The organism is Maribacter spongiae (assembly GCF_047345125.1).
Lineage (GTDB): Bacteria > Bacteroidota > Bacteroidia > Flavobacteriales > Flavobacteriaceae > Maribacter.
Window position 1 is genome coordinate 316379 of record NZ_JBLFEQ010000003.1, and the last position, 20467, is coordinate 336845.

A 20467-nucleotide genomic window follows, 5' to 3' on the forward strand; every position below is an offset into this window, starting at 1 on the left:
AGTTTCGACCGCATGGTTTTCATTCAACGGGTATTTTGTTTTAATACCATTTTGACCATCGTTTTTAGATTATACATGATCAGAATTTATACTTATTAAATAATTAACGTGAGTTCGATTTAAAAATCCATTGTTTGATGTGAAAAAGTCAATAATATCAGTAAATGTCTCCTCAAGCCTTTCGGCTTCGCTCAAGATAGGCTAAAGTCGAGAGGTTTTCAAAAGCCTATATTTCAAGGAGGTCTCGACTGCGCTCGACCTGACACTATAGATTTGATTTACCAAAAGACAGCTAAGAACACAAATTAAAGGAACTTGTCGAAGCGTCCTCGAGAAGCTCGGACTGACAACTTAGATTTCATTTGCCCAGAAAAACAATTGGGAACACAAATGTCATGCTGAGCTAATCAAAGCGTATCCTTGAGGAGTACTTTCGACTGCATTAGACCCAACAAAGATTTATAAATTTCTGAAATACAAGTGTCGAACTCACGTTATTTATATTTTTCTACAATCGCCGTAATGTCTTCAAATTCGTTGGGATTGGGCTTTGTAGTGAGGTATACGATTTTTCCTTCTTTATCTACAACCACCACGGTAGGAAGAAACTTAAGTTCATAGTTTTTGGTCAATTCATCGTTTCCATACAACAACTTAAAACTGTATTCATTTTCGGCAAAATAGGTTTTTGCCTTTTCTTCGGCCCCTTTGTTCATAGCTAACATTCCCAAGACCGCTACGCCCATGTCACTATAGGTTTCATGTAATTTTTGAATTTTGGGCATTTTCTTTTTACAGGGTGCACACCACATGGCCCAAAAGTCGAGCACAACAATCTTTCCTTTAAAATCGGATAACTGATATGTTTTTCCATCCGAACCTTCGAGAATAAAATTAGGTGCATAGTCGCCTATCTTTAAAGGTCCGTGATCATATACGCTATCGGACTTTGACGAGAATGCCGACAATATGAATACCAAAAAACAAACGCTCATTAAATATATAATGGACTTCTTCATAAAATCGATTTTTAAAAGTCGTTCAAAATAAAAAAGCTACCCTATCATTGTTATTTATGATGTCGGGCAGCTTTTCTATATTCTTTATTTAAATAATATCTATGATTTCTTTTAATTAGTGTATCCCGGGTTTTGAACGATTACATCACTTGCTCCTTCATTTAATAATTCTGCATCCGGTATAGGTAAGATGAAAAAATCTTCATTGGTCATCGTTGGTTTAATACTTGATGCTACCAAATCTCCTGCTATATGATAACGTACCAAATCAAAATAATCTTCTCCTTGTTCCAAAGCTAATTCCAATAATTTCTCCGCCCGAACTGCTTCCAATACTTCCGTTGCATCGGAAGATACAATCGCTGGCAGGCCAACTGCAGTACGTGTACGCACAGCATTAAGGCTACCGAGTGCTTCGGCTACGCTTCCTCCACGTCTTAACTCCGCTTCAGCATGAATAAGATATACCTCTGCTAATCGCAACAACATCAGTGTTGGTGCAGATGAACCAAGAAATTCAAAATTTGGAAAACCGCTATTAAAAAACTGCAAACCTTTATCGATACCATTAAACCCATTTACTTCCCTTGGATCCCCTGCTGCAATACCGGCATAGATAGGAGGGTTAAACGAAAAATATGAGTTTGCAGTAGATACACGCTCTGTAGCGTTGTCTGCAAATGGACCAAATAACAAAGAAGTAGACTCGTGCGATGGGGTAACAACGGCATTACCATCGGCTCCTACAATAATGTTACCATCCGTATCCCTATCTGGATAACTAAAGGTTTCTGCAAATACATCAGGAAAAAATCTACCACCTGAATCGGCAATTACATCAGCTGCCAATTGAGCTGCCATTTCATAATCTCCCTCGTATAATTTTACTTTGGCCTTTAATCCTTTAGCAGCAAAAACATTAGCCCTAAAATTTTCAGGGCGTGTTGCATTGGCAATCGCAAAATCCAAATCTTCATTAATAAAAGCATAAGTCTCCGCTACCGTGCCTCTGGCAATAGGGCTTCCATCTATAGCAGATACTCTACGTAAGGAAATACCAAAATCTGAACCCGTATCGTAAAACTCTCCAAAAGATCGTAATAAGTAAAAATTGGCTAATGCCCTAAGAAAACGCGCTTCAGCAATTAGATTACTTTTATTGTCTTCTCCTCCGAGGGCACTAGCATCTACAGCTTCAATATTTTCAAGAAATACATTCGCCTCTTGCACAAGTTCATAACTGCTTGTGTATAGCCCCGATGAGAGACCGTTATTGGTAAGCGGCTCATTATTTTCTAAATCAAAATTAGAAAAGCCCCTAAAGGTAATTCCCATCTGATTTCCAATTCCGTTTACCGCAAAAACAAAGCTGGTATTCCTCAGTTTTGAATACACTCCTACAAGTACATTTTCAGCTGTACTCTCATTGGTAATGGCCTTGTCCAGATCCAATCGAAATGAGGGTTCTAAATCGTCTATACTATTACATGCACTAAAAAATAATACTGTAACTATAAATAGTATGTTATAAAATTTATTTTTCATCTGTTTTTTGTTTAGTGTTATACTTAAAATCCAACGCGTACTCCAAGAGACCAAGTTCTTGTCAATGGGCTGGCATCAAAACCAGAATCCGTACTAAGAGAGCTTACGTTTCCTCCTAAGTTATCTGCATTTACTACCTCGGGATCTAGACCGGGCCAATCAGAAATGGTAAACACATTGTTGGCCACTACGTATAAGTTAATATTGGATATCCCTAGGGTATCAATTAGATTGGTAGGTAAATTGTACCCCAACCGTACTGTTTTTAATCGGATATAATCTGTACTGAACACATTTACGTCTAATTCTCCGCCATTCGTACTAGAAGCATCTCTTTCCCTGGCAAAGGATCTAAAAGAACTGAATATGGCTGATTCATACCTTGCACCGGTGTTGGTCGATGACCAGGTATTATCCAAGGCCCCTACAATATTACTCCGATCTAAACCATAGAGATTAAAGGCAATATTGTCTTGAAAAACACGTTCTCCTCCTTGAGAGAATTGAAAATTAGCCGTTAGGTCAAACCCTTTATAAGTGAAGGTGTTGTTCCATCCACCAAAGAAATCAGGCTGTACACTACCTAATATTTTACGATCTGCAGCAGTAATCTGTCCATCTCCGTTTTGATCTTTTAATCTATAATTCCCCACGCTCATTCCGAACGGATCTTGATACTCGCCAGGAAATTCAGTGTTTTCTATTGGTGCGTTGGCATTCAACTCGGCAATCTCTTCCGGAGTTTGAAATATACCCTCTACCTCATATCCAAAAATACTTCCCAAAGGCTCTCCTTCTTGAACCGTATTGGGGTTTGAGCCATTTATATTGATAAACCCACCATTATAACGATCTAAGGTATTTCTGTTCGCCGAAACATTAAATCTGGTATTCCAACGGAATTTACCAAATTCAAGATTGGTACCCAATTCAACTTCCCATCCCGTATTCGTAATATCAGCAGCATTCTGCAATTGAGTAGCAAAACCTGTCGTTGGCGAAATACCTCCAAATAGTAACAAGCCTTTGGTTTTATTATCGTAATAGTTAATACTACCAGTTACTTTATTATTAAACAAACCAAATTGCAAGGCTAAATCCAATTGATCCGTAGTTTCCCATTGCAAATCTGCATTAGGAATACCGTTGGTAACAATAATAGGAGTGCCATCGTAGGTTGTTCTAGATGCTCCAGTGATTGTTTGGTAAGCTGATCGAAACTGGAATTCGGGCAGGTTTGCCAAACCTGTGCGACCATACGAAGCCCGTAATCTTAAATCAGAGAACGTAGCGTTATCTTTTAAGAAATTTTCATTGGAAATACGCCACATTACCGCACCAGAAGGAAAGAAACCCCATTTGTTGTTAGGCCCAAATTTGGTGGAACCATCTGCCCTACCAGTAAACGTGAGATAGTATCGCTGATCAAAATTATAATTGGTACGTAAAAAATAGGAATTTAAACGTCCCGTTTGTTGATCTTCAAAACGTCTTAAAATGTTATCCGCAGCATTAATATTATTAAAAACATCGTTTGCAAAACCATTACCAGCAATACCATTTTGACTGATTTTTCGCTGTTCAAATGACATGCCCACAACCGCATCAACAGCATGCTTATCCGCAAATGTATTATTATACGACAAAGTATGTGCCCAAGTAGTATTTATACTCTCGCTAGACGATAAACTCAAATCTTCGCTAAATAAACCTACTGATAAAAATACAGGGGAATAAGACCTAGAATCCGAACCTAAAATTCCAACATTATAATTAGATTTCCATTTTAAGCCTTTTAACAGTTCAACTTCTATAAAGGCAGATCCCGTAAAGTTATTACCACTGTTTTCATTTTCTATTTCTAGATTTGAAGCTGGATTAAATGTTGGGGTAGTAGAAGGAGTAAAGGGATCAAAGAAGTTAACAAAAGAAGTGTATGTACCATCTGGGTTAAACACGTCAAAAGTTGGTTGATAGAAAAAAGCAGGTCGATAATTAGTGCCATTTCCATTTGTCAATGATTCATTTCTACTGTATGCTATATTTGTTCCTATTTTAACGCCTTTATACACATCAGAATCTACATTCAAGCGAACACTGTAGTTCTTAAAATCGGTTCCTTTATTGATTCCTTCTTGATCGGCATAGTTTAAAGAGGCATAATAGGTTGTTCTATCGGTTCCACCAGAATAATTGACCCCAACAGATTGGTTGATCGCATTGTCATTAAATAATTCCGATACCCAATCCGATTCTCCCGTACCAAAATACGGTGCTTGAAGCGTTGGGTCAAAATCATTATGTCGTCTATTGTTGTTCAATACAACATTTGCTGAATTAAGATTAAAAGAAGCAGAAGGGTCAATTGCATTCACATCCAATGTATTCTGTGCTATTTGATTTTGATAGGCAATGAATTGTGCCCTATCCATCAATTCATATTCTTTAATAGCCGATTGTACACTTATGTTGTAATCTACATTAAAAGTTCCCCGTCTGTTTTTCTTTCCTTTTTTTGTAGTAATTAAAATAACCCCATTAGCCGCTCTTGACCCATAAATGGCTGCAGCTGAAGCATCTTTCAACACATCTACACTTTCAATATCATTGGGATTTAATGAGAGTAGCGGGTTTTGCTGAGAAAAAATAGCTGTTTGGTCCTCTCTACCACCAAAACTGTCGGGTACTTGCTCATCAACCAAAATAGGAATTCCGTCTATAACATATAAGGGTTGGTTGGCTCCTCTAACGGTAGCCTGTCCTCGAATATTGATAATAGCTCCTTGCCCTGGTCGTGATCCCGTTTGTGCTACACTGACCCCGGCCAGCTGACCTCCTAAAATCTGATCTACACTTAATGAGGCCGGTTGGGTGTTGACAATATCCTTTGCTTTTACCGTAGCGACAGAACCCGTAAGGTCCGTTCTTTTTGTTTGTCCATACCCTACAACCACTACTTCATCCAATCTGCTTTGCGATTCTTTAAGCACAATGTTGTATACCCCTTGTCTAGAGGTAATCTGTGTGGTATAAAACTCAAAGCCAAGCCCGGATACCGAAAGATAATCGTTCATAGACACCTCTATAGTAAAATTACCATCAAAATCAGAAGCAGTACCCCGAACTACAAAGTCGGGAGAATAAGGAATTTTACCTTCTGGATCATTAGAAGAGGCAAAAACAGAGACGCCAGGCACAGGAGTACCATATTCATCGGTCACAGTACCACTTATAGGAAAGGTTTCTTGTGCGACATCCGATTCGGAAGTCTTTGTTTTTTCCCGAATGGTGATATTGTCCGTGTCAAAGTTGAACACAAAGTCTTTGGTAGAAAGGCTTTTTTCCAAAAGCTTGCCCACTTTAACGGTTCCTTTTTTCAACTGCACCTTAGGGTGGTTTTTAAACAGGTCGGACCGGTAGATGAACGTAAAATCTGTTTGGCGTTTGATAATGTCAAATACCTGATCCACGGTCACCTCCCTATCGGAATCGATTACAATTTTGGCATCTTGTGAGAATCCCGTATTGGGACCCATGGCCAACGCAATGGTACAACATAAAAAAATAAATGTCTTCATAAGCATTTTCAGAAGCCTCTTTTGTGTATAAAAAAGAGACCCATACGTGTTAATTTCCATAAATTTACATGTTTGTTAGTTATTAAATTAATTAGCACCAAGAGGGATGAGGTTCGTATTGTGAGAGATCTGACCCCATTCCCTCTTTATTTTTACGATCATTTTATGATCAGTTCGTTATCTTGTATTTCATAGTCTATAGCATTTGTCATCTTGATCACCGAAAGTATTTTTTCCAGTTTTTGATTCTTTCGCAACACGCCATTAAACTTAACGGTCTTTAAATTTTTGTTTTGAAAATAGATTTCCACATCATACCATCGGGACAACACCTTCATGATTTCGGCCAATTCCTTTTCCTTAAAACTGAAAATGCCTTTTTTCCAAGAGGTTTCGTTATAAACATCCACTTCAGAAACTACCATTCCGTTGGTCTCAACATTGAAACGGGATTGTTCGCTAGGCTTTAAAAGTGCTGAACGAACAGGAGTATTTACCGAGACACTGCCCTCTACCAATGTGGTATTGATACGCAACTCTTCCTTATAGGCCTTTATATTGAACTGGGTACCCAATACCTGCACGGTCTGCCCCTGAGTAGCTACCTTAAAATTGGCACCATCGTGTTCATTGGCCGGCGACACTTCAAAATAGGCCTCACCGTACAACAATTCCACTTCCCTGGATCTGCCTTTTGCAAATGCTATCGGATATTTCAACTGGGATTCGGAATTCAACCAAACCTTGGTACCGTCCGAAAGTTGTACAAAATATTGTCCTCCCCGGGGAACGGTCAGGTAATTATAGGCCATTTCCGGCGCTGCGGTCTTGCCTGCTTTATATACTATATTCTCCCCATCACTATCGAGCTTGTCATTGGTATAGTGTCTCCCTTTTTCCAAAGCAACTCGAGTACCGTCTTGCAGGGTAAGAGTGGCCTTGTCCGTACCGGGCAGTACATTTTTAAACACCACGGGTAATGGTGTTGCCGGTGATGTGATACCAAAACCGTCCTTGTAAAAATAGGCCAAAGCGGCCAAGAGGGCCATGGAAGCGGCCACCGCATATTTCCATTGGAATTTTTTACTCTTGTGTTCTTGTAGCCTTTTCTCAATCCGTTCCCACCCTTTCCGCACATTAATATGATCTAGATTTTGGCCATAATTCTCCTTTACATTGTTGAAGAATTTTCCATGCTCGGGAGATTCGGCATACCATTTATCAAAAATGGTCGCCTCTTCTTTAGAAAGCGTTTCGTTAATTTTTTTTATGATAAGTTTAAACTCCATTTAACATCCTTTTATGAGGCTTTTTGTATAAGACAAGACAAATATCATTATGGGTGACAAAACATTAAAAAAAAGTTAAATGCCCATGAAGAAGACAAGTATTGGGCAATAATATTTTAGCGGGGCAACATAACAGTAATTGGTTACAACATATCCAATAAGATAAGAATGGATGTGACCGACTCGGTAATCTTAATCTTGGCCCTTTTTAACTGGGTCTTTACCGTATTGACCGAAATGTTGAGCTCTTCAGCAATTTCCTTGTACCTGTAGTTGTGCAAAAACTTTAGCTTAACGATCTGTTGCATTTTGTCCGGCAACGAATCGACAATTTTTAAGATTTGATGATGGACGATCTTTTTATTTTCGGTAGAGGTAGAATCAAAAACGTGCTCGGTGATCAGGTTGATGTTGAAATCAAGAAAATCATAGTTATCCGTAATCTTCATCGACTTCAGGTAATTGAAACACCGGTTGCGTACCATAGTGTACATATATGCCCTCAATGAGGTGGTAATGTTCATACGGGCCGCATTCTCCCATACGTAAATAAACACATCCTGAACCGTATCTTCACTGGCCTGTTGGTCAAAAAGATATCCGTTGGCATAAATTACCAATGATTCGTAATTATTGTTAAAGAAATTTTCATAAACCTTACGATTACCTCTTCTTATTTGTTCAATAATAAGGTTCATTTAATTATTCGGATTCTTTTGGATGAAACAAAACTATACAAAAGATATTAAATTTTATTTTTGAATATTCACAATAAGGAATGATCAATTTTAAATTTCACTATATGAACTCATATATAATATGTGTAAATGACTAAAAATATAGTACATATTCAACAAACATTTATGTCATGGATTCTAAAGAAATATAGTATAGGGCTGGTTATTTCGAAAATTCACTAATATTAGGTACATCATTATTTGTGGAGTTAAATACTCTGTAGAAGAAATACGTTCCAAAGGATTTTTCCCCTCTTCAGGTTAACATGGATTTTTGCCTAAACACAACAATTGATCTTGCCCCTTCATAATTCATATTGTCTGATGGATATTGGAAATAAAAAAAACCTCAACATATTAAATATCAATTAGTTGAGGTTTTATAGTGCGGAGAAAGAGGGATTCGAACCCCCGGAGGTGTGACCCTCAACAGTTTTCAAGACTGCCGCATTCGACCACTCTGCCATTTCTCCTAATGCGGATGCAAAGATAGCAAGGTTTTTCTATTCCATAAAGGCTTTTTTACAAATTAATTTCTTCCATTTCTATCCTGTAAACTAATCGTATTAATTATTGTCCACTTGATTTATCCATCGTAATTTTTCGCTCAAAACTATTTTAAGCCATATGAACGGGCCATTGGTAAGTATTTTAATTCCATTTAAGAATACGGAGCTATATTTTTTGGAATGTTTAGCGTCTATACACCAACAGCAATACCAAAATTGGGAGGTAATAGCCGTTAATGATCATTCTTCTGATCAAAGTTTAAAAATTGTTCAAGAATTTGTTCTAAAAGATTCCCGGTTCAAAGTATTGCCCAACCGGGGAAAAGGAATAATAGAGGCATTGCGCCTGGCTTATTCCCATAGTACAGGAGCATTGATTACCCGAATGGATTCCGATGATGTTATGACACCCGATAAATTGGAAATCATGGTCGCTTCTCTATTAAAATACGGTAAAGGTCACGTATCCATAGGGCAGGTAAAGTATTTTTCGGACAGGGGCATCAGCAACGGATACGAACGTTATGAACAATGGCTGAACGAGCTTACCATCAACGGCACCAATTATTCTGAAATCTACAAAGAATGTGTCATTCCCTCACCCTGTTGGATGACCTATCGGGAAGATCTGGAGAATTGCAATGCCTTTTATCCCAATAGATACCCCGAAGATTATGATCTTACTTTCCGGTTTTATGAAAATAAGTTAAAGTGTATTCCCTGTAATATCATAGTGCATTATTGGCGGGACTATGATAACCGCACTTCGCGCACCAGCGAACACTATGCCCAAAATTATTTTTTAGACATAAAACTGCATTATTTTCTAAAATTGGAGCGGAACCCAAAAAGACCATTGACCATTTGGGGAGCGGGAGCCAAGGGCAAGACCATAGCCAAACTATTGGTCGAGAGGAATATCCCCTTTTATTGGCTCTGTGATAATCCTAAAAAAATAGGAAAAGAAATATATGGCCAGCAAATGCTCTCGTTCAAAACCTTATCGAAGCTGGAGAAGCCACAAAGCATAATAACCGTGGCCAACGAAAAAGCCCAAGAAGATATAATACTCTTTTTTAATAAACTTGGGCAAACCCACATGAACGATTATTTTTTCTTTTGCTGAGAATACAACCGTTCTTATTTAACCTGAGTTACAAGGCATCCCCAAGATTTAACTATCTTTGTACAATCAAAAAAGGGAATGCAGTTTAAACATACAGAAATCCTTTGGGCTCTTTTACTTCTCCTTGTTCCTATAATTATCCATCTTTTTCAGCTTAGACGATTTAAGAAAACACCTTTTACGAATGTAAAATTCTTAAAAAGGGTCGTTAGCGAATCACGGAAAAGCAGCACTATTAAAAAATGGCTTGTACTCTTGTCTAGATTGTTGTTGTTGACTGCCTTGGTATTGGCCTTCGCCCAACCTTTTAGTGCTGGCGAAATAGCCTTGCAACCAAAGGAAAATGTGTTCTATTTGGACAACTCCTTTAGTATGCAGGCCAAAACGAACAACGGTACGCTCGTTCAACAAATAGCACAAGACTTTATCAAATACATTCCGGAAAATCAAGAATTCACCTTGTTTACCAACAATCAGGTATTTAAGAACGTAACTATAAAGGACATTCAAAATGAACTCTTAAACCTCTCCACCACGACCGAACAATTATCTTTAGGGGAAATTACCTTAAAGGCCAAAAATTATTTTAAGGATATCCAAGGTTCTCAAAAAAATATGGTCCTTATGTCGGATTTTCAACAAAGAATGGGCAATCCGTCATCTATGGGGAGTAATGGGAGAGAAATCCATTTTATTCGTCCTTCCATCACAAAAATCGAAAATGTTTCTATCGATTCCTTGTATTTACAGGCCATGAACAATGAGACATTGGAACTGATGGTCCAAATTTCCACAAATACCGCACTAGAGAATACCCCTGTCTCACTATACAATGGAGATAAATTAATAGCCAAGACCTCGGCAAAATTCAATACGGACAAAAAGGCATCCGTAATCTTCTCCCTTCCGTCCAAAGAAGCTATTGCCGGTAGAATTGTTGTAACGGATAGTGGATTGGAGTACGATAATCAATTCTATTTTACCCTTAATGAACGGGAAAAAATCAACGTACTCTCTATTGATGGGGAAAAAACAAGTTTTCTTAAAAAGATTTTTACACCAGATGAATTTAACTTTTCCGGTTATCCGCTCGATCAGCTCAATTATGGGATATTGGAAAACCAAAACCTGGTCATTTTAAATGAACTAGATCAAATTCCGTCCGCACTGGTAACCGCAATCCAATCCTTTTTGGATAATGCCGGGACCGTAACCATTATTCCGGCAAGGGATATCGACCTTTCTTCCTATAACCAATTGACAAATGGTTATTTTAATACCTCTTATTCGGATAAGATTACCCAGGAAACTCCAATTTCCGATGTCGTTTCGGAACACCCCTTATACACCAATGTCTTTGATGGGGAAGTGACCAATTTTCAATATCCAAAGGTTTCAACGTATTATAGATTGCATTCAAAGGCACCTTTTGCCCTGAATTTTCAGAACAAAGCCCCTTTTTTAATAGGTGCTCCCAATTTTTATTCCTTTTCGGCCTCCTTATCCACCGAAAATTCAAACTTTAAAAACACCCCCCTTATCGTGCCCACTTTTTATAACATGGGCCTTCATAGCTTAAAACTGCCTACTTTATATCATACCATTGGAAACAGTGCTAAAATTGAAATTCCTATCTCTTTGGCACAGGACAATATATTAAAGACCTCAAATGGAATATATGATTTTATTCCCCAACAACAGGTATTGCCCCAAAAAGTAAGGCTGGCTTTTGTAGAAAACCCCATTGTTGACGGTATATTTCAAATTAAGAATAAGGATACCATTATGCGGTCTATAGGTTTTAATTACCATAGAAAAGAAAGTGAACTTTTATATTTGGATATAAATGGGGTCAAAGACAATAGTACCTATACTTCCATTTCCGATTTCTTTCAAGAAGCTCAAAAAAACAATAGTATAAATGAGTTCTGGAAATGGTTTGCTATTTTAGCATTGTTGTTTGTTCTCATAGAAACGGCTTTGCAAAGATTTCTAAAATAACTCCTAAAGAACAACTACCAGGCAAATGGACATACTCTTAAAATCGGCCAAAATCATAAATGCTGCCAGCAAGGACCTTCATTTAAAAAAACGTGATATTTTAATTGCTAATGGCCACATTGAAAAAATAGCCACCGCTATTGATCCACCTTCGAAAACCCGGATAATCGAACACAAAGACCTACATGTCTCCATTGGCTGGTTCGATGCGGGCGTGAGTTTTGGAGAACCGGGCTTTGAAGAACGTGAAACGATTTCCAATGGACTCCGTTGCGCCGCTAAAAGCGGGTTTACGGATGTTCTGCTCAATCCCACAAGTTTTCCGGTTCCCGATAGCAGCTCGGATATTATCTATTTACGAAATGCGGCACAAGATCAATTGACCAATCTATACCCATTAGGGAATCTAACGGTGAAGGGCGAAGGCCATGCATTGGCCGAATTGTATGACATGATGAATTCCGGTGCCCGCGGGTTCTATGATTTTAAGTCACCGATCAGCAATCCCAACTTACTGAAAATAGCCCTGCAATATGCCCAAAATTTTGGAAGTCCCGTTTTTTCGTTCCCGTTGGACAAAAACATTGCAGGAAAAGGAAGTGTAAACGAAGGGGAAACAAGTACAAGGCTCGGTCTTAAAGGAATACCGGCTTTGGCCGAAGAATTACAGGTAGCCCGGGATTTGTTCATTTTGGAATACACCGGAGGAAAATTACATATTCCTACAATATCTACGGAACGATCGGTAAAACTTATTGCGGATGCAAAGAGGAAAGGCTTACAGGTTACCTGTAGTGTGGCCATACACAATTTGCTCTTTACCGATAATGTCCTGTCCAATTTCGATACCAACTTCAAGGTAAAGCCACCTTTACGAAATGATAGGGATATTAAGGCATTGATCAAAGGCGTGAAGAATGGAACCATAGATTTTGTAACCACTGATCATAGCCCATTGAATATAGAACTAAAACATGTGGAGTTTGACAATGCCTCCTACGGAACCTTGGGGCTGGAAAGTGCATTCGGTGCCTTGAACAAACTTTTTGGGCCGGAGGAAACCATAGAAACCTTAACCAGGGGGCGAGAGGTTTTCGGCTTGAAAACCCCTTCCTTGAAAGCAGGGAATCCTGCCTCCCTTACGTTTTTTGAACCAGTAACGGAATACGATTTTTCTCAAGAACATATAGCAAGTACCTCGCACAATAGTCTTTTCCTTGGAAACCAGCTAAAAGGAAGGGTACTTGGAGCTTTTAACAATGATAAATTGACCTTGAACTTCTAAGTTATGTCCTCCACCATTAAAGGCAAAAACACGGCCATAATTACTTATTTGACCATAATTGGGGCTATTATAGCCATTAGCATGAATATGGAACCCAAACATGATTTTGCAAAGTTTCATATCCGTCAGGCTTTTGGTATTCATTTATTGTTTCATGCTTTTGCCATTTTTAATAGCGTTTGGTATAATCCTTATACATTGCCCGTACTATACCTATGTTACTTCACCTTATTGATCTATGGTTTTTTAGGGGTGTTGAACAATAAAAAACAGTTGATTCCAGTGCTAGGCCCTTACTTTCAAAAATGGTTCACCTTTATTAATTAACCCATGACCACTGCCCCACTTTCTCTTGAACATATTATTAGGCCATCCAATAATACCGATAAAAAAGCCCCGGTTCTTTTTATGCTACATGGCTATGGTAGCAATGAAGAAGATCTTTTCTCTTTTGCTTCCGAGCTACCTCCTGAACTTTGCATCATATCGGTAAGGGCCCCTTATGTTCTACAACCCTTTGGTCATGCATGGTATGCCATTAATTTTGATGCGCAAAACGGTAAATGGAGCGATGATGAACAGGCGGTATTGTCCCGTGATAAAATTATATCTTTTATGGACGAGGCCTGTGAAACCTATGGTCTGGATACCGACAATCGTACCCTTTTGGGCTTTAGTCAGGGCACTATTTTAAGCTATTCCATTGCATTGTCCTATCCTTCCAAAGTAAAAAACGTAATTGCGCTCAGTGGTTACATCAATCAAGGAATCCTGTTGGAAGGTTATGCTAACAATGATTTTTCCAACCTTCAGATCTATGCCTCCCATGGTCAGGTGGATCAGGTAATCCCGGTTGAATGGGCCCAAAAAGCACCGGAAATAATGACTGCATTGGATATTGATCACGTTTATGAAGAGTTTCCTTCGGGACATGGCGTTATCCCCCAAAATTTTTATGCCCTTAAAAAATGGTTAACGGATAGAATTTAAAATGTACTGGTGTAGAGTAAATGATCGGTCAAGGTAAAATCGGCCCCTAAATCATCTTTTAAACGATACTCAATAATCATTTCTCCCCAATGTTTGCCATCCGTAAATTCGGCCAATATCCACTTATGGTTCAGAACATTGATTTTGTTTATTTTAAAATCGCCCTCCATTCCCTCATAGGGTATCAATGGATTATTACCGGGGCTTTCGTTGGTTTCCAATAATTTATCGGCTATATACCTCTCGGGGTTTTCGAGGTTTAAATGCTCGTAATTCTCCAAAGCATAATCATTATTTTCCAGAGAGAAATGTTGCACGTCCATAACCTTGATGTTCAGTTCTTGCACGGAATCCTTTAGTGCCACCGTTTCCAATTCCAGACGTTTAATTTTCTCTATATGGGCCGTCACTATTTTATCGCTGCTTATAAAGAGATATAGCCCTATGAGAGAGGCAAAAATAAAGAGGTACAAGAATATTTTATTTTTCATCTATTGTCATTTTTGTTTATATCGATATCTATTTATAACGTCATTTCTAAATTATCGTATGCTAAATATACATTTTTAGGGAGTTGGGCTTCCACTTCCTTATGAAAACCCAATAAATGGCTAATATGGGTAAAATAGGTTTTTTGGGGCTTTATGGTCTCAACAAATTCCAAAGCCTCCTTTAAATTGAAATGGGAATGGTGCGGCTCTTTTCGTAACGCATTTACGACCAATATTTTAGTTCCCCTGATCTTTTCGATCTCCTTTGGCCTTATCGATTTTACATCGGTAAGATAGGTAAAACCATCCACCCGAAAACCAAAAACCTTCAATCTATTGTGGTCCGCTTCAATGGGAACGACTTCTTTATCACCCAACTTAAAGGATATACCCTTTTTAATTAAATTGATTATTACGGCAGGGGCCCCGGGATACCTGTTCTTTCTACTGAATATATAATCGAATCTTTGTTTCAGGGATTTGATTACCCGTTTACGGGCATAAATGGGAATATCTCCCTGTCTGAAGAAAAACGGTCTAATGTCGTCCAGACCGGCCGTATGATCGGAATGTTCATGTGTAAAAAGTATTCCGTCCAATTTTGAAATCTTATGCGTAAGCATTTGCTGTCTAAAATCGGGGCCGCAATCAATTACATAATTATATTCCCCCCAGGACAACAGCACCGAAACGCGGAGCCTTTTATCCTTTTCATCGTTGCTCAGACAAACCGGGTGGGTACTCCCTATAATAGGGATACCTTGTGAGGTACCCGTTCCCAAAAAGGTGATTTTAAGCCTTTGTTCCATCCAAACAAATTTAATCCTTATTTAAATAAAACAGCAAGGATATGTATCTCTAAGAAATTTTATAATTGCGTGTAACGGTACTGATTACGGGATAAAACCGCCTATGCATTTTTTTTGGCCGTTTGATCATTAGATGTCCCGTTATTTATAACTTTGCCAAAAGCAAACCCGCAAAGAATGGCTTCAGCCTTAAAGAAAGATACCGCCTTTGAAAATATTCCGTCTATAAAGGCAAAAACGTTGAGAATTAATTTAAATCCGGACATATACGGCACCTTTGCGGAAATTGGTGCAGGCCAGGAGACGGCAAGACACTTTTTTAGGTCTGGTGGAGCTTCTGGGACTATTGCCAAGGCAATGAGCGCTTATGACAAGGATTTTAGCGATGCCATTTACGGAGCCGGAAAAGACGGCAGGTATGTAACCCAAGCACGCTTAAAGACCATGCTGGAACATGAAATGCAGTTGATGGAGGAGCGCATCAGCAGAAAAAGACATCCTGAAAGGTTGTTCTTTTCCTATGCGAATACGGTGGCCACCATTGATTTTTCCAAACGCTATAAAGGTCACGGATGGGTAGGTATCCGCTATCAATTAAATCCGGAACAAAAGGAATTCAATGAAATTATAATGCACATTCGCTTTAAACAAAGCGAAGCCAGATTGCAACAGGAAACTTTAGGTATAATAGGTGTGAATCTTATTTATGGTGCTTTTTACAAGTATCATAAACCCAAGAAAATGCTTAAATATTTATATGACCATATCGATAAGGATACCGTTGAAATAGATATGATCAATTTTTCCGGCCCTGATTTCAAAGGTGTGGACAATAGGCTTATAAGTCTTCAACTCATTAAAAATGACATGACCGATGCGGTTATGTTCGGCCCCGATGGGAATAACCTTTTACCCGCCACCGTACTTTACAAAAAGAATATTTTGGCTTTGCGCGGAAGTTTTAGGCCCGTGACCATGGTAAATCTGGATATGTTCCAGAAATCACATGATATTTTTATCCGTGACCCGCAAGTGGACCAAGAGAATAGTATCGTTATCTTTGAGATTACACTTTCCAACCTTAAAGCTTCCGGGGAAATAGACGAACAGGATTTTATGGATCGTGCGGAACTGCTCTGTTCCTTGGGCCATTCGGTGATGATTTCCAAATTTCAGGAATATTATAAACTGGTGGAGTACTTTAATAATTATACCAAAAACCGTATTGGCCTTACCATGGGGGTAAATAATCTGGTCGAAATATTTGATGAAAAATATTATAGACATTTAAGCGGTGGTATTTTGGAAGCTTTTGGAAAACTATTTTTCAAAGACCTGCAGGTGTACCTTTACCCGATGAAGGACCCGGATACCGGGCAGGTAATGACCAGCAACAATATTAAGGTACATCCAAGAATGAAAGAATTGTATAAGTTCTTTAAGTACAACGGTAAGGTAATGGACATTATCGACTACGAGCCGGAAATCATGCATATTTTCTCTCGGGACGTGCTAAAGAAAATCATGAACGGAGAAGACGGTTGGGAAGAAATGCTTCCAGAAGGCATTGCCGAAATTATCAAGGAAAAAAATCTTTTTACACGAAAAGCTTTGGAAACTAAAAAAGAAAAGGCCTAAGAAATGTTTATTCGGACAAACCCGATCTTACAAATTAAAAATAAATATTTTTCAGGCCGCTTCTTGGTTCAGGTCCGTTAATCCAACAGTTGAGCCGCGTGATCTTTAGTCTTTACCTTATCTATTACCTTGGTAACGGTTCCATCGCCATCTATGACAAAGGTTTTTCTGTGGATACCGTCATATTCCCTGCCCATAAATTTTTTTCGGCCCCAAACACCAAATGTATTTAACACTGTATGGTCTTCGTCCGCCAGCAATGGAAAAGGAAAATCATACTTCTTTTTAAAGTTGGATTGTTTCTTTTGAGAATCTGCACTAACCCCCAATAATTCATAACCTTGGGATTGTAGTTCCGCATAATTATCTCTCAAATTACAAGCTTCCAAGGTACAGCCTGGGGTATTTGCGGCCGGATAAAAGAACACGATCAGCTTTTTACCCTCATAGTCCGAGAGATTAATCGTATTTCCATCTTGGTCTTTAGCGAAAAATGCTGGAACTTTATCTCCTACTTTCAACGTATTCATGTAGATTTAAATTTAATTATCGTTTAAAACATAGATTCCCAAAATTAAACTTAAAATGACGAAAGCCGAAAAGGTATCCTTCACAATTTCAACCCTGCAACAATTATATCCGGTAATTCCGGTTCCTTTAGAACATAAGGATCCATATACCTTGTTGATCGCCGTACTGATGTCCGCTCAAAGTACGGATGTGCGTGTAAACCAGATAACTCCCCTTCTATTTGAAAAAGCGGACAATCCGTATGATATGATAAAGCTCACCGTAGAAGAAATCAGGGAGATCATAAGGCCTGTTGGGCTGTCGCCCATGAAATCCAAGGGTATTCACGGACTTTCAAAAATTCTTATTGAAAAATACAATGGCGAAGTACCCAAAGAAATAGAATTATTGGAGGAATTACCGGCCGTGGGCCATAAAACGGCCAGTGTGGTCGTATCCCAGGCTTTTGGCATTCCGGCTTTTCCGGTAGATACACACATTCATAGGTTGATGTATCGTTGGGGGTTTTCCAACGGAAAAAATGTAGTGCAAACAGAAAAGGATGCCAAGCGACTGTTCCCTAAAGAATTGTGGAACGACCTGCATTTACAGATTATCTGGTATGGTAGGGACTATTCCCCGGCCAGGGGGTGGGACTTGAACAAAGACGTTATCACAAAGACCATCGGCCGTAAAAAAGTATTGAACGATTATTATAAAATTAAAAAGACCCGCCAATAGCGAATCGTTTTAATTTAAAAAGGTCTCAAACCTTAAATTCTTATATTCAATTTCATAAAGTGCCTGAGAAAAACTTAACAAAAAGTTGATCGTCTTAGGGCATACTTTGTTAAATTGGGTTTGTTCTCGATAGTTAGAGTAAATTTTTTCCATACTTCCAATGTTGTTACATTAAATTAACGCAACTAAATTGGAAATATTGTTTTATCTATTTTAGACCGCTATTAATTGGTTAGAACAATATTATGTTTATCTATGATTTTTCTTAAGTTGATCAAGGCATAGCGCATCCTTCCTAAAGCAGTATTTATACTAACACCGGTGTTTTCGGAAATTTCCTTAAAACTCATATCCTTATAGATACGCATTAACAGTACTTCTTTTTGATCGTCCGGCAATTCTTCTACCAAATAACGAAGATCGGTATCAATTTGATTTTTGATCAATTGCTTTTCGGCATTCAATTTATCATCTCCTATTACCGAAAATATATTGAAATCATCATTACCTTCGAACATCGGCATTCTCTTGTTCTTTCTAAAATAATCGATGATCAGGTTATGTGAAATCCGCATGACCCATGGCAAAAACTTCCCCTCTTCACTATAAGTACCCTTTTTAAGGGTTTTAATGACCTTAATGAACGTATCTTGAAAAATATCCTCGGTAATATCCCTGTCCAATACCTTGGAATAGATAAAACTAGTAATACGTTGATTGTGTCTATTGATCAATATTTCCAGTGCTTTTTCATCACCGCTTATGTAATCCCTTACTAGTATCGAATCTTCAATTTGTAGTTCCATATCAGTCATTTCTTTTTGTTGGTTAAAGATTTGGGGAATCTTGATTAGTAATTCTGTTTTGCTGTTAATTATGATATAAAACTAGATAAAAGCCCTCCCGTGCAAAAAACTATGTTGTAAAACTGCCTTTTTATGATGTGAAACAACGAAAACCCATTTTTCAATACAATAAACCTGTATTTTGATAGTTGCAATGGTTCAGGACTAGCGGGAGAGCATTGTAGTAATCATTAAGCCACCCATGGAACAATACCCATGTATTAATTCAATGGACAATTACCCGATAACGGTCATGTAGTATTTTTTTGATAGTCAATTATCAATATGTCGGGGCCGATCATATAGATGGAATCAATAGGGAAAGGGGCGATCGGTCACCCATGGCTACCTTCCAAAAAAACAAAGCCCTTAGTATTTCTACCAAGGGCCTTTCTTTATATTATTATTAGGAACTAGTTTAGGTTGCCTTCAAACTTGATTCCTTTTGCTTCCGTTATTTTCAATGATTTGGAATAATCCAACAAAAACTTGATCGTTTCCGGTTTGGCTTTGACCAACTTACATTTATCATCGTTTCTTTTAACGTAAATATTTTCCATATTCTTCCGTTTTGATTTGATATTAGAACGGAACGGAATTAAATATAGTAGATTCAATCGACCTGTGACCTATTAATTCGTTAAAACAATACTATTGGCCTCCACTAGCTTTCTAAGATTGATCAGGGCGTAGCGCATCCTGCCCAAAGCGGTATTGATACTAACTCCTGTGTTGTCGGAGATTTCCTTAAAACTCATGCCTTTATAAATACGCATTTGCAATACTTCCTGTTGATCTTCCGGTAATTGCTTGATCATATTGATCAAATCGTTGTCGATTTGATTTTTTATCAATTGTTTTTCCGCATTTAGGCGTTCATCTCCCATTAAAGAGAAAATATTAAAACTATCCTTACCTTCATACATCGGCATTCGGTTATTTTTTCTAAAGTGGTCTATAATCAGGTTATGGGCTATACGCATGACCCATGGAAGAAATTTTCCCTCTTCGTTATAAGCTCCTCTTTTAAGGGTACGAATAACCTTCATAAAGGTATCCTGAAAAATGTCTTCGGTCAATTCACGGTCTCCTACCTTAGAATATATAAAACCCGTAAGACGGGAATTATGCCTATTAATGAGCTGTTCAATGGCCTGTTCATTGCCTAAAATGTATTGCTTAACGAGTTGGGAATCCTCAATCTGTAGGTTCATAGCTATATTACTTTTATGGGGTTAAAATTTGGCCCTTTTTCATGAGAAGAAGGGTCTTTTTCGTTATTATCTTAACTTAAAAGTAATGGAGTGCTATAGGCTTATTGAGGTTTAAGATTGAATTTCAAAGATAGAAAAAA

At 38.2% G+C, this 20467-nt stretch carries 18 protein-coding genes and 1 tRNA gene; 7 read left to right on the forward strand and 12 right to left on the reverse strand.

What is annotated here, in order from left to right; genetic code table 11:
- Window positions 1-494: 494 nt before the first annotated feature.
- The 6 genes from ACKWB9_RS06170 to ACKWB9_RS06195 all read right to left on the reverse strand — a co-directional run bounded on the left by ACKWB9_RS06170 (window position 495) and on the right by ACKWB9_RS06195 (window position 8641).
- Window positions 495-1019: a peroxiredoxin family protein gene (locus tag ACKWB9_RS06170; protein WP_414002128.1), complete on the reverse strand. Its 525-nt coding sequence runs from the start codon at window positions 1017-1019 to the stop codon at window positions 495-497.
- A 111-nt stretch (window positions 1020-1130) separates the two neighbouring features.
- Window positions 1131-2564 (reverse strand): RagB/SusD family nutrient uptake outer membrane protein, encoded by a 1434-nt coding sequence (locus ACKWB9_RS06175; protein ID WP_414002129.1) that lies wholly within the window; start codon window positions 2562-2564, stop codon window positions 1131-1133.
- Window positions 2565-2587: 23 nt separating this feature from the next.
- A complete protein-coding gene (locus tag ACKWB9_RS06180) occupies window positions 2588-6142 on the reverse strand; it encodes a SusC/RagA family TonB-linked outer membrane protein (RefSeq protein ID WP_414002130.1) in 3555 nt (1184 codons plus the stop codon).
- A gap of 158 nt (window positions 6143-6300) precedes the next feature.
- Window positions 6301-7431 (reverse strand): FecR family protein, encoded by a 1131-nt coding sequence (locus ACKWB9_RS06185; RefSeq protein WP_414002131.1) that lies wholly within the window; start codon window positions 7429-7431, stop codon window positions 6301-6303.
- A 143-nt stretch (window positions 7432-7574) separates the two neighbouring features.
- Entirely contained in the window at window positions 7575-8129 is a 555-nt protein-coding gene (locus ACKWB9_RS06190; protein WP_414002132.1) for an RNA polymerase sigma-70 factor, read from the reverse strand.
- Between the two features lie 427 nt (window positions 8130-8556).
- Window positions 8557-8641 (reverse strand) — tRNA-Ser (locus tag ACKWB9_RS06195).
- 154 nt (window positions 8642-8795) lie between these two features.
- On the opposite strand from ACKWB9_RS06195, the gene ACKWB9_RS06200 reads away from it, so the two are divergent.
- From ACKWB9_RS06200 to ACKWB9_RS06220, 5 genes are all read left to right on the forward strand, one after another.
- A complete protein-coding gene (locus ACKWB9_RS06200; protein ID WP_414002133.1) occupies window positions 8796-9803 on the forward strand; it encodes a glycosyltransferase family 2 protein in 1008 nt (335 codons plus the stop codon).
- Between the two features lie 78 nt (window positions 9804-9881).
- Entirely contained in the window at window positions 9882-11804 is a 1923-nt protein-coding gene (locus ACKWB9_RS06205; RefSeq protein WP_414002134.1) for a BatA domain-containing protein, read from the forward strand.
- 25 nt (window positions 11805-11829) lie between these two features.
- Window positions 11830-13089: a dihydroorotase gene (locus ACKWB9_RS06210; RefSeq protein ID WP_414002135.1), complete on the forward strand. Its 1260-nt coding sequence runs from the start codon at window positions 11830-11832 to the stop codon at window positions 13087-13089.
- A gap of 3 nt (window positions 13090-13092) precedes the next feature.
- A complete protein-coding gene (locus ACKWB9_RS06215; protein WP_414002136.1) occupies window positions 13093-13416 on the forward strand; it encodes a hypothetical protein in 324 nt (107 codons plus the stop codon).
- 3 nt (window positions 13417-13419) lie between these two features.
- Window positions 13420-14079, forward strand: a complete 660-nt coding sequence (locus ACKWB9_RS06220) for an alpha/beta hydrolase (RefSeq protein WP_414002137.1) — start codon at window positions 13420-13422, stop codon at window positions 14077-14079.
- Here ACKWB9_RS06220 and ACKWB9_RS06225 read toward each other — a convergent pair.
- Both ACKWB9_RS06225 and ACKWB9_RS06230 read right to left on the reverse strand, forming a co-directional pair.
- Window positions 14076-14570 carry a hydrolase gene (locus tag ACKWB9_RS06225; protein ID WP_414002138.1) on the reverse strand — a complete coding sequence of 165 codons (495 nt, stop codon included), beginning with the start codon at window positions 14568-14570 and terminating at the stop codon, window positions 14076-14078. The genes ACKWB9_RS06220 and ACKWB9_RS06225 overlap by 4 nt on opposite strands.
- 32 nt (window positions 14571-14602) lie before the next feature.
- The gene (locus ACKWB9_RS06230; protein WP_414002139.1) at window positions 14603-15379 is read right to left on the reverse strand and encodes an MBL fold metallo-hydrolase; all 777 of its coding nucleotides are present in this window, start codon (window positions 15377-15379) and stop codon (window positions 14603-14605) included.
- Window positions 15380-15556: 177 nt separating this feature from the next.
- Here ACKWB9_RS06230 and ACKWB9_RS06235 point away from each other — a divergent pair, with 177 nt between their 5' ends.
- On the forward strand, window positions 15557-17017 hold the full coding sequence (locus tag ACKWB9_RS06235; protein ID WP_414002140.1) for a nucleotidyl transferase family protein: 1461 nt from the start codon (window positions 15557-15559) through the stop codon (window positions 17015-17017).
- A 77-nt stretch (window positions 17018-17094) separates the two neighbouring features.
- Here ACKWB9_RS06235 and bcp read toward each other — a convergent pair whose 3' ends face one another.
- Window positions 17095-17547, reverse strand: coding sequence for a thioredoxin-dependent thiol peroxidase (gene bcp / locus ACKWB9_RS06240; protein ID WP_414002141.1), 453 nt, complete (start codon window positions 17545-17547; stop codon window positions 17095-17097).
- Window positions 17548-17602: 55 nt separating this feature from the next.
- Here bcp and ACKWB9_RS06245 point away from each other — a divergent pair, with 55 nt between their 5' ends.
- Complete coding sequence (locus tag ACKWB9_RS06245) at window positions 17603-18268, forward strand: endonuclease III domain-containing protein (protein WP_414002142.1); 666 nt, start codon at window positions 17603-17605, stop codon at window positions 18266-18268.
- Window positions 18269-18492: 224 nt separating this feature from the next.
- Here ACKWB9_RS06245 and ACKWB9_RS06250 read toward each other — a convergent pair whose 3' ends face one another.
- From ACKWB9_RS06250 to ACKWB9_RS06260, 3 genes are all read right to left on the reverse strand, one after another.
- Complete coding sequence (locus tag ACKWB9_RS06250) at window positions 18493-19074, reverse strand: RNA polymerase sigma factor (RefSeq protein WP_414002143.1); 582 nt, start codon at window positions 19072-19074, stop codon at window positions 18493-18495.
- Between the two features lie 452 nt (window positions 19075-19526).
- Window positions 19527-19673, reverse strand: a complete 147-nt coding sequence (locus ACKWB9_RS06255) for a hypothetical protein (RefSeq protein ID WP_414002144.1) — start codon at window positions 19671-19673, stop codon at window positions 19527-19529.
- Between the two features lie 72 nt (window positions 19674-19745).
- Window positions 19746-20327, reverse strand: coding sequence for an RNA polymerase sigma factor (locus tag ACKWB9_RS06260; protein WP_414002145.1), 582 nt, complete (start codon window positions 20325-20327; stop codon window positions 19746-19748).
- Window positions 20328-20467 lie beyond the last annotated feature (140 nt).

Bases quoted from the DNA above. Each gene is read 5' to 3' on its own strand.
- ACKWB9_RS06255 (WP_414002144.1), bottom strand. From the start codon at position 19,673: ATGGAAAATATTTACGTTAAAAGAAACGATGATAAATGTAAGTTGGTC.
- ACKWB9_RS06245 (WP_414002142.1), top strand. From the start codon at position 17,603: ATGACGAAAGCCGAAAAGGTATCCTTCACAATTTCAACCCTGCAACAA.
- ACKWB9_RS06205 (WP_414002134.1), top strand. From the start codon at position 9,882: ATGCAGTTTAAACATACAGAAATCCTTTGGGCTCTTTTACTTCTCCTT.
- ACKWB9_RS06185 (WP_414002131.1), bottom strand. From the start codon at position 7,431: ATGGAGTTTAAACTTATCATAAAAAAAATTAACGAAACGCTTTCTAAA.
- ACKWB9_RS06180 (WP_414002130.1), bottom strand. From the start codon at position 6,142: ATGAAGACATTTATTTTTTTATGTTGTACCATTGCGTTGGCCATGGGT.
- ACKWB9_RS06225 (WP_414002138.1), bottom strand. From the start codon at position 14,570: ATGAAAAATAAAATATTCTTGTACCTCTTTATTTTTGCCTCTCTCATA.
- ACKWB9_RS06220 (WP_414002137.1), top strand. From the start codon at position 13,420: ATGACCACTGCCCCACTTTCTCTTGAACATATTATTAGGCCATCCAAT.
- ACKWB9_RS06215 (WP_414002136.1), top strand. From the start codon at position 13,093: ATGTCCTCCACCATTAAAGGCAAAAACACGGCCATAATTACTTATTTG.
- ACKWB9_RS06190 (WP_414002132.1), bottom strand. From the start codon at position 8,129: ATGAACCTTATTATTGAACAAATAAGAAGAGGTAATCGTAAGGTTTAT.
- ACKWB9_RS06210 (WP_414002135.1), top strand. From the start codon at position 11,830: ATGGACATACTCTTAAAATCGGCCAAAATCATAAATGCTGCCAGCAAG.
- ACKWB9_RS06200 (WP_414002133.1), top strand. From the start codon at position 8,796: ATGAACGGGCCATTGGTAAGTATTTTAATTCCATTTAAGAATACGGAG.
- ACKWB9_RS06170 (WP_414002128.1), bottom strand. From the start codon at position 1,019: ATGAAGAAGTCCATTATATATTTAATGAGCGTTTGTTTTTTGGTATTC.
- ACKWB9_RS06175 (WP_414002129.1), bottom strand. From the start codon at position 2,564: ATGAAAAATAAATTTTATAACATACTATTTATAGTTACAGTATTATTT.
- ACKWB9_RS06230 (WP_414002139.1), bottom strand. From the start codon at position 15,379: ATGGAACAAAGGCTTAAAATCACCTTTTTGGGAACGGGTACCTCACAA.
- ACKWB9_RS06235 (WP_414002140.1), top strand. From the start codon at position 15,557: ATGGCTTCAGCCTTAAAGAAAGATACCGCCTTTGAAAATATTCCGTCT.
- bcp (WP_414002141.1), bottom strand. From the start codon at position 17,547: ATGAATACGTTGAAAGTAGGAGATAAAGTTCCAGCATTTTTCGCTAAA.
- ACKWB9_RS06260 (WP_414002145.1), bottom strand. From the start codon at position 20,327: ATGAACCTACAGATTGAGGATTCCCAACTCGTTAAGCAATACATTTTA.
- ACKWB9_RS06250 (WP_414002143.1), bottom strand. From the start codon at position 19,074: ATGGAACTACAAATTGAAGATTCGATACTAGTAAGGGATTACATAAGC.